Origin of the sequence: Leuconostoc lactis KCTC 3528 = DSM 20202 (assembly GCF_014651235.1) — a bacterium.
GTDB classification, from domain to species: domain Bacteria; phylum Bacillota; class Bacilli; order Lactobacillales; family Lactobacillaceae; genus Leuconostoc; species Leuconostoc lactis.
In genome coordinates this window covers 1-12,602 of the sequence record NZ_BMWM01000033.1, presented here as the reverse complement: position 1 = coordinate 12,602, position 12,602 = coordinate 1, and the positions used below count along the sequence as shown (strand labels likewise).

Annotated in this window: 11 protein-coding genes; 7 read left to right on the top strand and 4 right to left on the bottom strand. The window is 35.4% G+C overall.

Annotation, left to right across the window (positions count from 1 at the left end; translation table 11 throughout):
• On the top strand, positions 1-728 hold a 728-nt coding region (locus IE039_RS07680; protein ID WP_229782860.1), incomplete at its 5' end, for a hypothetical protein.
• Between the two features lie 314 nt (positions 729-1,042).
• On the opposite strand, the gene IE039_RS07675 is transcribed toward IE039_RS07680, so the two are convergent.
• Positions 1,043-1,966 (bottom strand): cation diffusion facilitator family transporter, encoded by a 924-nt coding sequence (locus IE039_RS07675; RefSeq protein ID WP_002316684.1) that lies wholly within the window; start codon positions 1,964-1,966, stop codon positions 1,043-1,045.
• A gap of 23 nt (positions 1,967-1,989) precedes the next feature.
• The gene (locus IE039_RS07670) at positions 1,990-2,304 is read right to left on the bottom strand and encodes an ArsR/SmtB family transcription factor (RefSeq protein ID WP_010004769.1); all 315 of its coding nucleotides are present in this window, start codon (positions 2,302-2,304) and stop codon (positions 1,990-1,992) included.
• A 358-nt stretch (positions 2,305-2,662) separates the two neighbouring features.
• On the opposite strand from IE039_RS07670, the gene IE039_RS07665 reads away from it, so the two are divergent.
• Positions 2,663-4,600: a heavy metal translocating P-type ATPase gene (locus tag IE039_RS07665; RefSeq protein WP_002316687.1), complete on the top strand. Its 1,938-nt coding sequence runs from the start codon at positions 2,663-2,665 to the stop codon at positions 4,598-4,600.
• A 252-nt stretch (positions 4,601-4,852) separates the two neighbouring features.
• On the opposite strand, the gene IE039_RS07660 is transcribed toward IE039_RS07665, so the two are convergent.
• A complete protein-coding gene (locus IE039_RS07660; protein ID WP_224133470.1) occupies positions 4,853-5,020 on the bottom strand; it encodes a MerR family transcriptional regulator in 168 nt (55 codons plus the stop codon).
• Positions 5,021-5,495: 475 nt separating this feature from the next.
• Positions 5,496-5,780 carry a hypothetical protein gene (locus IE039_RS07655; RefSeq protein ID WP_010004773.1) on the bottom strand — a complete coding sequence of 95 codons (285 nt, stop codon included), beginning with the start codon at positions 5,778-5,780 and terminating at the stop codon, positions 5,496-5,498.
• A 1,075-nt stretch (positions 5,781-6,855) separates the two neighbouring features.
• Between IE039_RS07655 and mobV the strand changes: the two genes are divergently transcribed.
• The 5 genes from mobV to IE039_RS07630 form a co-directional block, all read left to right on the top strand.
• Entirely contained in the window at positions 6,856-8,103 is a 1,248-nt protein-coding gene (gene mobV, locus IE039_RS07650; protein ID WP_019040779.1) for a MobV family relaxase, read from the top strand.
• Between the two features lie 501 nt (positions 8,104-8,604).
• Positions 8,605-9,759, top strand: a complete 1,155-nt coding sequence (locus tag IE039_RS07645; protein ID WP_010004306.1) for a RepB family plasmid replication initiator protein — start codon at positions 8,605-8,607, stop codon at positions 9,757-9,759.
• On the top strand, positions 9,752-10,396 hold the full coding sequence (locus IE039_RS07640) for a hypothetical protein (RefSeq protein ID WP_010004305.1): 645 nt from the start codon (positions 9,752-9,754) through the stop codon (positions 10,394-10,396). The genes IE039_RS07645 and IE039_RS07640 overlap by 8 nt, the downstream gene beginning before the upstream one ends.
• Positions 10,372-11,679, top strand: coding sequence for a restriction endonuclease subunit S (locus tag IE039_RS07635; RefSeq protein WP_189428983.1), 1,308 nt, complete (start codon positions 10,372-10,374; stop codon positions 11,677-11,679). Before IE039_RS07640 ends, IE039_RS07635 begins: the two co-directional genes overlap by 25 nt.
• Before the next feature lie 45 nt (positions 11,680-11,724).
• A partial coding sequence (locus tag IE039_RS07630; protein ID WP_189428982.1) for a hypothetical protein occupies positions 11,725-12,602 on the top strand: 878 nt, incomplete at its 3' end.

The window sequence follows — 12,602 nt, the reverse complement described above, 5'->3', positions numbered from 1 at the left end:
CTATATTGGAAAATATTTATTCAGATATTTTAGATTATAAATCGTTAATTGATGCTAATTGGCACTATTTATATAACCCCAAAAATGAGTGGGCTAAATTTTCTAAAATTGTAGTTTTTTTGTATACGGTACGCGATTATATTCTTAAACAAGCTGAAGTTTTAGACGAAAATAAAGACGGATACTATAATGATATACAAAAAATACAAGAAGATGAAAATTTTGAAATAACTACGATAGGGACCACAAATTATAGTCCTTTCATTGAAAAAATTATTAAACATGAAATCAAGTTTTTAAATGGTGGAACAAGTATTTATTATGATCCATATCTTAATTCTATTGTTAGAAATGATGAAACAAACAATCATTTTGTTGTCCCATTATTGTTTACTCAAAGTGGAACAAAGCCTATGACTTCGATAGACATGTCTGAAAAATATGTTGATTTTTATCATGAACTCCTTGATTCTGATGTAGTAGTAGTTATAGGGTTTGGGTTTAATTCAGACGATGAACATATTAACGGTATATTCAGACAACTGATTAATAAACATGATAAAACAATATACATCGTGGATACCGACACTAGTTCTGAAATGATTAAGAAAAACAAAATACAAGCAAAACTTAAAATAGAAACTACTAGTAACATAAATTTCATCACTATAAACCCAGAAGACAGAAAATCAGATGGTGATGAAATGTGGTATAAAAAAATAAAATAAGTACTTTCTTAAATTTATGATTCGCATTATAGGGTCTATAATTATATAATGACCCCTCGAAAAGACTATTAAAACAGCCCCTGTTATCTAATCACTAGATAACAGGGGCTGTTTTAATTCTAAAACGACATAATAACCCTTTGATATTACTATATTTTCCGTAATTATATCAGCATACCGTTTGTAAATTGTAATTTTATTTTGCATTAAATTTAAGGGGTGCTTTGCACTAATAAATCGAGTAGGAGACTAGCCATTAATTGACTAGTCTCCTACTCGATTTAAAATAGTCCTTTTTTCAATATATAAATACTTTAACTGCCATAAGCATACCCTTTTTCCAGTTCGTCTTTACTTGTAGTTATTTCTATTGTGATATGATTCTTTACACCCGATGTATGGGCAAGCTCTGCAATTTCTTCTTTGATTTCCCTAGCCTTGTTTATATCGGAAGAATCTATAAGAACCGTAACGATAAGGGCATTTTCTTCTCCGTCCAGTGACCAAATGTGAAAATGAGAGAGGGCCTTTACAGCAGGAATATTGTTAATGGAGCTCGCCAGGTTCTCTACGTTTACATTTTCCGGCGAACCGTTCAATAAAATTTTCATTGTGCTTAAAAATTCAGGTACAGTTTTATAGAGGATATAGAGTGCTATCAAAATCGATAAGATTGGATCCAATCGATAAGCCTCGGTAAAGTTCATTACGATACTCACAACCAAGACCCCAATCCACCCTAATACATCTTCTAGCATATGCAGGTTCAACATGCCTTCGTTTTTAGATGACCCTTTGCTTAGAATCCAAGCCGCATATCCATTCAATCCAATAGCCACGAGTGAAAGCCAAAACATGCCACTGTAATTAACCGGTTGCGGATCAATCAAACGTGGGATACTTCGGTAAATCATAAAAAATGAGCCGCCGATCAGTACTACTCCAGTTATCAACGCCCCTAATAATGAAAAGCGGTTATAACCAAAAGTGAACTGTTCATCTTGCTGCTTTTCTGAGTACCCCTGGAAAAACCAAGCGAATCCAATAGAAATGGAATCTCCTAAATCATGAACGGCGTCGGACATAATTGACACACTATTGAAAAGAGACCCAAAGAAAAATTCAATCATGGAAAAAATAAAGTTGGTGAAAAAAGCAATTTTAATATTCTTATTCGGTTGATTTTGGTGCGAGTGATTTTCTTGTTTCTCTGACTTTGAAATTTTAAAAACCTCCATTTAGTTTTATACCTTATTAGCTTTTATTGTTCTTGTTCTTTGATATGAGTTAAGACTTGTTCGAGAATACTGAAAACATGAAGATCATCAAGACTGTAAACCATGCTTTTCCCTTCTCTTCTTGCCTTCACTAAACGTGAATCATTCAATATTTTTAGTTGGTGTGAAATCGCGGACTGTTCCATATCCAATGCAAGCACAATGTTTCCAACACTGAGATCTTCTTTCTGTAAAAGAAAGAGAATTGACAAGCGTGTAGGGTCACTAATCACTTTGAATTCTTTGCTTATTGATTGGATCTTCTCTTTATTGATTGGCGAAGTTGTTGATGTATCCATATGCTCTTATTCCTCTCACATGATTTTCCATTCATATATATAATATCACATGAGTAAAACGATGCTAGTTTTTTGTTTATAGACAAAATTAAGACTTTTGTATCAGCAATAGTAGTCCATTTGAATAAGAAGCATCTTGTCTTGACAAAACTCATACAGTGAGTTAATATGATTTTGTAAACATATGATTTGTTATTCATATGTAAAACGTAAAGATTCCGATTTACATATGGGACAACTGAAAGGAGTCAGAGACAATGGAAATTACATGAATACTTCTCTTCTTTTAGTGGGAATTTGTGTGATTTAATAAGTAAATGAATGGAAATCAAAGGAATTATATAGGAAGGTGATAAAAATGGAAACTATCGAAGAACAACAATCTCAAGAAAAACATAATCACAACCACGACCGTGAACACGGAAAAATGCCAATCGTTTTATACTTTATTGGTTTAGCCTTAGCGGTGATCGCTTTATTTTTGAATGAAGATTATCAGTTAATGCGAAATATTTTATTCTCAATCGCTACAATCAGTGCAGGATATCATGTCATTATTCTTGAAGGCCTTGGAGAAACAATCGAGAACTCCAAAGTTCAAAAAAAGTTCATGCCCAACTCTCACATTTTGATGGGATTAGCGGCCATTGGCGCTTCTTTAATGGGGAATTTTTGGGAAGGTACATTATTGATTCTTATTTTTTCTGGTGCACATTTTTTGGAAGATTATGCAGAAGGAAGAAGTAAACGAGAAATCACGAAATTACTCGAAATGAATCCAACGACTGCCCGGTTAATCCAGCCTGATGGCAGTACAAAAAATGTTGACGTCAGTGAATTAAAAGTGGGAGATCAACTTCAAGTATTGAATGGCGATCAAGTCCCCATTGATGGCGTCATTTTGTCAGGCTCTACGTCCATTGATGAGTCATCTATTAATGGAGAAAGTATCCCAAAAGAGAAGTCCAAAGGAGACGACGTTTTCGGAAGTACAATCAATGGAACAGGTACTTTCACAATGGAAGTCACTAAAGAAAATAAAGATACAGTATTTTCAAAAATTTTACAGTTAGTAAACCAGAACCAAGACAACCAAACAAAAGCTACGAGTATAATCCAAAAATTTGAACCGAAATACGTTACAGTTGTTTTAATTGCCATTCCGTTATTCATGTTATTGGCTCCTTTTCTCCTAGACTGGACATGGTCACAAAGTATCTATAGAGGATTGGTCCTTTTAGTGGCAGCTTCACCCTGTGCTTTAGCAGCGGCTACTGTATCGGTAACTTTATCGACGACTTCTAACTTGGCCAAAAAAGGCGTCCTTTCAAAAGGTAGTTCTTACCTGTCTCAATTAGCCGATACTCAAGCCATTGCATTTGACAAGACAGGAACCTTGACTAAAGGAAAACCTGAAGTAACCAATTACTATTTTGCTGATTCCGTGAACGAAGAAAACATGATTGATATCGTAGTAGCTCTTGAAAAAGAATCCAATCACCCTTTAGCAGATGCTATTCTAAGAAAGTTTGAGCAAAAAAATAAACTAACTATCGAAGTAGAAAACCAGATCGGCAAAGGATTGACAGGAGATTACAAAGGGAGAAATTATCGTATAGGAAAACCGACTTCGTTTGACGATGTTTCAGATGAATATAGTCGTTTAAATAATGAATGGTCGTCAGAAGGTAAGACGGTCGTATACGTAGCAGTAGATGAGGCTGTTATAGGTCTTATTGCCCTCATGGATGTTCCGAGTGAGCATGCAAAAGAAACCATTGATTATTTCAGAGAACAAGGCATACACACCACATTAATTACTGGTGACTCAGAAATGACGGGTAAAGCAGTCGCTAAACAATTAGGAATAGATGAAGTGATTGCGAATGTCATGCCGGAAGACAAATCCAGAATTATAGACGAACAAAAAGAAAAATACGGTGTAGTTACCATGGTTGGAGACGGAGTGAATGATGCCCCCGCTCTCGTAAACGCAGATGTGGGAATCGCTATGGGAGATGGGACCGATGTGGCAGTAGAGGTATCGGATTTAGTTTTAATGCAAAACGATTTATCCAAATTGGTACAATCTCATAATATATCTACGAAAATGAATCGTGTCATTTGGCAGAATGTTATTTTTTCAATGGCCGTTGTTGCCTTTTTAGTTGTCGTTAGTTTCTTAGGCTTAACGGATATTGCAATCAGTGTCATTATTCATGAAGGAAGTACATTGGTTGTTATTCTGAATGGGCTTCGATTGTTAAGGTCTAATTCTAAGCCTATCAAAAATTAATAACCTGTTTCAAATATTAACTAATTCTCGTTTTCATATGCCTCTGAAGTTTTGGAAACTTTAGAGGCATATTTTTATAAATCAGTTAGTATCAAAAACAATCGATTATGGGACGATTTTAAATAAGGGAATAATGTCAATACTTTGGAGTGGTTTTTAGATAGCCCCGCGAGGGGCCGGAGCTACCCCGAAAGTTTAATCAAAAAGAATAAACGAGGTCCAGGCAATCATCGCCCGGACCTCGTTTGTTTTCTATAATTTATTTTCGGATTCAATCATGTGAGAATCATAGTTGTCAATTTTCCACTGTAAATAATCACGGGCATCAACAATTTCTTTTACCTTTTCGTTAAGCGTATTAATTGCTTCGCCTAGAATGTCTTTACGGGCTGGAATGGTAGTCGGGTCGTCTTCGAACACGGCGCTGATGTCAAGATTATGGACAGGCTTTTTTGGCACCGAGAGGTACCGCACTCCGAAAATTTTTCAAAACCCGGATTTCAGCTTAAAACGGCGTGATTTCTGGGTGTTTTTGTAGGTGGAACAGGGACGAGCCCTACCGGTGAGAGAAAACAGGTGGTATAGATTGTGAACCAGCCGGATTTCACAAGTTGTATCGTGCAACAAATAAGCCTTCACAAGGCGAATTTTTGAAATTCACAGGTGACGGCTTATAAACGGCGTCGTACCGGCTAGTGCCGATAACCGGCATTATGTTAAGCAGCAAGTGGTATAGCTGCTTAACATAATGTAGCTTATACTAAGTTAAAAGCGCCAAGCCTTAATTTCATAAGGTTTGGCGCTTTTTATGTGATCTTGATTTGTGAATTTCGCTCAAATTAATTGGTCTAGCTCTCACAATCCCTACAGCTTGGCTTTTGTCATTTGTGAAATTTTAGTCCGTGAGCGGTTTATGAGAGGGCTGTTTGTGTTTTTGGCGGAGGCGTAAACGGACCACCAACTTGTGTTGGGCGACCTCTTCGTCAGACAAGGTTAACTTCTCATCAATCGAGAAAGAGGTCGTTTTATAATTTTTGGCCAGGACAACCGCATAAACAGCCTGGTCAATCTGTTCACTTTGCTCGGGTGTTAAGGTAAACGTATAAGACTTGTCGCCATACAAAATCGTTTTATCAGGGGCTACGCGCGTAAAGCGACCCTTAATTGCATTGTACGTCATAACAGCTCCTTTCTTGATTTTATTAGATAAATCTCATCAAAGGGGCGTTTATTACCTTTTTGCCCCATAATAGAAATGTCGACTTAAGCCTACTCCCCCAAGCGTTGAGGAGGGGTTGCCTGTCGGTTTATTTGCAATTTTACCCCCCCTATTAGTAATTTGGGGGCTTGGTTAATTTTTTGAATCGTCTTTAATTGTCAAAAATAACAGTCTAGCCATCATACTATCAGCATCACTGTATTTTAAAGTGGGCCACCAGGCTTGACCAGCGTACTGGCCCAAGCCTTTGAAACAGCAGAGCTGTTTCATGGCAGTTATTGTTTATAATTATACACTGTCTTGCCCTGAAAGGAAACTTGCTTCAAAAAAGACAAACAAAAAGAGCTGGTGTTCCTACGCACTAGCCCTTTTTACTAGAGAGGTTAATCTCCATGTATTTCTTCCTGTTTATATTATAGCATTGTATTAGTATTATTTCCAAACGTGATATACTTAAAAAGCTGTTGTTTCCTACTATACGCAACGGCAAGGAGGTGAAACTCCATGATATATTTCTTCCACGAACTAACACAATTGCTCAACGCGATATGTGTTGCTGTTGTGACGTTCGCAATTAAACGTTATTTTGATGATCTTAATGATCGTTAAAATAATGTGGGCACCTTAAGGGTGCCTTTTTGTTTGCTTTTATTGTATAACACCTATTAATTGCGATAGTCCACTACAATTTTTTGTTATTATACACTTACGTTTACAGATTATTTTAATGTGGTTAAGCTGACACCAGCTTGCCCCACGCGGGTAGCGTTCTGCATGACATGCTCTCACTGAAGGTGATCCTGCAATGATAAATTGCCCCGTCACGGCGTGACCCGCCAGAGGTTTTTCTAGCCGGATAATAGGCGCTGTAAAATAGCAGTTTCCCCAGTAGGAAGGGGAAACGCTACGGTCATCGATTGGCGATGACGCGCCTTGCAGAGCCTGTCCAAAATGACATTTTGGTATAACAGGCTATACCAGATTTTTAACGGTGTTATACTGGTCTTGGAAAACCTTTTTCGAGGAGGCATTTTTGATGGCGCATTTAAAGAAAAATACCCGTGGTTCAGTTCCCGGTCTTGCCGTTCATTTTGAACGTAAAACTGGCCATCACAGCAACAAAGAAATTGATGTGTCGAAAACTTATCTGAATCAAGATCTCATGGCGGATGGTTCTGATATGCTTTCACGCTTCAATGCGCGTTTAAATGACGTTTATTGCATGAAAAGAGACGATGTGAAGGCGTTAGCGACGTGGATAGTCACTTTACCTGAAGAACTCACAGAAGCCCCCTACGAGCAACAGAGCGCCTTTTTTGAAGCAACCACTAATTTTTTGAATGACCGTTATGGTCAAGAAAATGCCGTGGCCGCGGTGGTGCATTATGACGAGACAACCCCTCACTTGCACTATGCCTTTGTCCCCGTCGTTTTTGATGATAAAAAGACACGTTATAAAGTATCCGCTAAAGAAGTGCTAACGCGACATGATTTACAAACATTTCATGAGGATTTAGATCAGCATTTAAAAAAGGTGCTGCCCTTTTATGAACAAGGGATTTTAAATAACAAAACCTTACCGTTTGAGAATGTCGCTGAAATCAAAAAATACAACGATCAGTTTAACGCCTTAAAAAACGAACTAGCTGACGTTGAAGAGAATATTAGGGCTAAACAGGCCGTACTTCAAATCACGGCTCAAGCCTTAACGGAAGTAGACTTAGCCGAAAAACAAATTGATGCGTTTAAACAAGCCTTATCTAAAAACCTCTTTGGTAAGACGGTGCTGAAACCAGATGACTTAGATCGCTTTAAAAACGTGTTAGCCACGATGAAGAAAGCCACCTTACAAAGCAAGAATGAGACAGAAGAACTCAAGCAAACATTAGGCCAAGTCAAAGCGCAATTAGTAGACGTCCAAGCAGACTATCAAAACCTGAAAGAAACGCATCAAGCGCTTCAGAAGCGACAACGCGAACAGCGACAGCTGGATTATGCCATGCGTGACATGCTTAAAAATGATTATGGTGTCGACAAGCTATCGCATACTGATGTGGAAGCTCGGTCTGTTCTTTATAAGCTGGATCATGAAGAATTCACTCAAAATAAAAAAGTAGCCCAGTCCTGGTTAAAAACACTGACGACAGCTAGAGCAAATCCAGATACGAAAATAGCGCCAACTAGATTAGATCGCGGCATTGAACAAGTTAAAGCATTAATCAATCGGATCATTGAATTAACGCGTGAATTAACGCGTGATATTTTTAAAGGACCTAGTCTCTAACGTTAAAACGGCTTATTTGCCCGTCTAAGCGTTTTTATATGAAATACGTAGAAATAATCATTAAGTAACTTAAAACGTCGCTATTGGCTTAATAAGTGGCAATTATGATAGATAACTAGGTAGCCGTCATTTGAAATGATTCAACACAAAAAGAACACCACGTACAAAATTTATGTACAACGGTGTTCTTTTTGTTTTTTATTTTATTGAATCAATAAAAAGGCGGAGCCTATTATAAGTTTATCTTTTATATTTTAATCTTTTGTTCTTTTGCGTAGTTAGAAATTCAGTAATATCAAGGGTTTAATAGGTAATATAGCGACAAAAAACTATGCATATAGCGACAAAAAACTATGCATATAGCGACAAAAAACTATGTATATAGCGACTGTTTAAAATATTTTGTCGCTATATAATGTTATAATAAAAGCATAAAGAAATTCCCGACTAAAAGTTTTTCTTTATGCTTATCCAACAACACGCCCAAAGGAGCGTATTTATATGTCTATTATACCAGAATCAAAGACAAGGCAGGTACAGACCTTGAATGAATTATCAAAACGAAAAGTGGTTGAGCATAACAGTTTAATTACCTCCATTGCCAAAATGGATAAAACACCGCTTAAAATGTTTGAATTAGCTGTTTCTTTAATTGATACAGAAAATCCACCGAAAGACCAGACAGTTTATTTATCCAAGCAAGAGTTATTTGCTTTTTTTAACGTGGATGATAGCAATAAACATAGTCGTTTTAAAGAAGCAATTGAAAAAATGCAGAAACAAGCATTTTTTAAGATAAAAAAAGCCAAAGAAAAGGGATATGAATTTGAAAGTATTGTGCCTATCCCTTATGTTAAATGGGCTGATTATCATGATGAAGTAACTATTCGATTTAGCCCCGAAATCATGCCTTATTTAATCAATCTCAAAACCAATTTTACGCAACATGCCTTATCGGAAATTTCTGAATTGAATAGCAAGTATGCAATCATTTTGTACCGTTGGTTATCAATGAATTACAACCAATATGAGCATTACAGCGTTAAAGGTGGGCGAAGAGAAGAGCAAGTGGAAAGTTACCGTAATCCGATAATCACTATTCGGGAATTGCGCGACACGACCGATACGGTGAGTGAATATAAAAAGTTTACGGATTTTGAAAGAAGAGTATTAAAAGATCCGATTAAAGAAATCACAAACCATACCAGCTTTAATGTTACGTATGAAAAAGTAAAAAAAGGACGCAGCATTGAGAGTATTGTCTTTCATATCACTAAAAACCAAGTGGCAGATAATATTAGTTACAAGCTAGACGATCCCGTTTATATCGAGGGCAAGATCCGTCAAGAAGAAACAGAAGATATGTTGACTGTTAAGGCAATAAAAAGTCCCTATACAAAGTTACTTATGGAGCAGTTTTTATTGTCATATATTGATTTAACGGATACTACTATTTTGTCAGGGCTACAGAAAAATGTTTATCCACTTTATGACGAATTAAAAGAGTTACGTGGTTTAAAGGGCGTGAAAGAACACTTAGCATATATTCGAGATAAACAAGATGACTATTCGAAAAAGAATATTGCTAAGTATCTTAAAAAATCGATTGAACAGTATCTACCAATCGTTAAAAGGCAGGATATAGATCATGAGTGACAATTTAAAAACAATTCGAGAACTTGCAGATGAGTTAGGAGTTAGCAAGAATAAAATTCATTATCAAGTTTCTAAAATATCAAGCGAATATGTAGTTAGAAATAATAGTATGAAGCTATTAACCGCTGAAGCGGTTAAACAAATAAAAGAAAATCTAGGTATTGAATTAAACAGTAGTTTAAACAGTAAGTTAAATACCGTTAAACACCAAGAAAACACTAATATAAAAGGAAATACAAGTGTTGAAGGTGTTGAATTAAACAGCACTTTAAATAGCTATTTAAACAGTCTTAAACACCAAATTGAATATCTTGAATCTCAAAATATCAATAAAGATGAACAAATAAAAAGTTTAGTGGAAGCACAAAAACAAACGCAAAATTTGCTAGACCAGCAACAACGGTTAGCCTTACAAGATAAAAAGTTGTTAGAAGAATACAAAGCAGAAAACGACAGATTAAAAGTTCTCAAAATGCCCTCACAGGAAACAGAATTCAAACACTTAGACAATCAATATAAAGATGAAGTGAACGCTCTTAAAGAGAAGTTGGAAAATTTGCAGGAACAAATCAAAGATCAAAAAAGGATAGAAGAACAAGAAAAACCAAGAAAATGGTGGGGACTATGGCGAAAATAGATGATTCAGTTAGAAAGAAAGTTCCAGAATTGCGATTTGCGGGGTTTGCTGACGATTGGGAACAGCGTAAGTTTGATGAATGTTTTAATTTCCCTGTATCTACAAATTCATTATCTAGAGCATTGTTGAATTATGATGAAGGAGATATTCAAAGTGTTCACTATGGAGATATCTTGATTAAATATCCAGCAATACTAAATGTTAAAAATGATAAAATCCCTTATATTACAGATAGTAGTTTTGAAAAATATAAATCTAATTTACTTGAAAATGGTGATTTGATTTTTGCTGATGCAGCTGAAGATGAAACTGTTGGAAAAGCTGTTGAAGTCAATGGTTTAACTGAAGAAAATCTCGTAGCAGGATTACATACAATAGTTGCAAGATCAAAAGATAAAAAAGCTGAATTTTTTCTAGGATATTATATCAATTCAAATACCTATCATAGACAACTTTTGAGACTGATTCAGGGTTCAAAAGTATCATCAATTAGTAAAGGGAACTTACAAAAAACATTAGTATCTTTTCCAAAAGATTTTGAAGAACAACAAAAAATAGGGGCATTTTTCAAACAGTTAGATGAGACTATCGCTCTTCATCAACGGAAGTTAGATTTGTTGAAAGAGCAGAAAAAAGGCTACTTGCAAAAGATGTTTCCAAAAAATGGCGAGAAAGTTCCTGAATTGCGATTTGCGGGGTTTGCTGACGATTGGGAAGAGCGTAAGTTAGGAAATGAGTTAACTTTATTAAAAGATGGAACACATGGAACACACCAAAATGTTCTTGAGGGGCCTCTCTTATTAAGTGCAAAAAACATAAAGAACGGGAAAATAATTATAGATGAGATTACGGATCGTAAAATATCTGTAGAAGAATATAATTCTATTCATAAAAAATTTTCTTTGGAAAAAGGAGATGTTCTTCTAACTATTGTCGGTTCTATAGGAGAAACGGCTATCATTGAAAACCCTATAGGAATAACGTTTCAAAGAAGTGTTGCATATTTACGACCAAGTCATACGATATTATCACAATTTTTATTTACAACAATTAATGGTCAAAAATTTCAAATGGAATTGAGGAAACGACAAGTTGTTTCTGCTCAACCAGGGATATATTTGGGGGACTTATCAATTATCCCTATATTAATACCAAGTGTAGCAGAGCAAGAAACAATTGGTTCATTCTTCAAACAGTTAGACGAGACTATCGCTCTTCATCAACGTAAGTTAGATTTATTGAAAGAACAGAAAAAAGGTTTCTTGCAAAAAATGTTTGCATAACATGGTGTGAGTTTCTTATCTGAAATAAGAGAAAGAAGGTTAAATATGAAAAAAATAGGATTTCTTTTTGGAGCAGGAGCTGAAATTTCTTACGGTATGCCATCTGGTGGTAAATTTGCGTTAGATATCTTTAGGCATTCAACTCAAGACAGTAAAAATACTTTAAGAGATATGCGCTCAAAAATAGATACTTCTTCGGCATATGCAACAAATTGGTTACCTGAAGACTTTGAGTCGAAAAGTATTTCTTCGTTTGGGCAACGAGTTTTTGATTCAATAATAAAAAGTACAATTGGCAATAATAGAAGTGCTATAATCCAAAAATTAGGAGATTTTGATCGTCTAGCAGAGTCTGCAATAAATAAAGTATATGCTGATGATAATAAATATATAAAGGTTGTAGAAACCGATCTTCAAAAAAATTTTTCGGATATAAATATTTCCCAAAAATTATCCTATAATGCTATATTTCATGAGGGAGATACTCTTTTTAAAAGTCGAACCTTTTCTATCCTACTTACGTACTATGATAAATATGTATTTGATAATGAAGATGAAAAACTGTTATTTAAGAATATAATAGTCTCTATATTCCAATTACAGTTAGGCGCATTGAGCGAGAACGTATCGAGAAATATTGAAGAATCTTTATTTAATAAAAACAGTTTAAATTTAGATTTTTTTGATGACCTTGGTGGAACTATAAACGTTAACTATGATATGGCTGGAATTAGTGGACTGAAAATTTTAGCCGAAAAAGATTTCGCTTCAATAAATCACCATATAGTTCAATTATCCTATGCTATATTGGAAAATATTTATTCAGATATTTTAGATTATAAATCGTTAATTGATGCTAATTGGCACTATTTATATAACCCCAAAAATGAGTGGGCTAAATTTTCTAAAATTGTAGTTTTTTT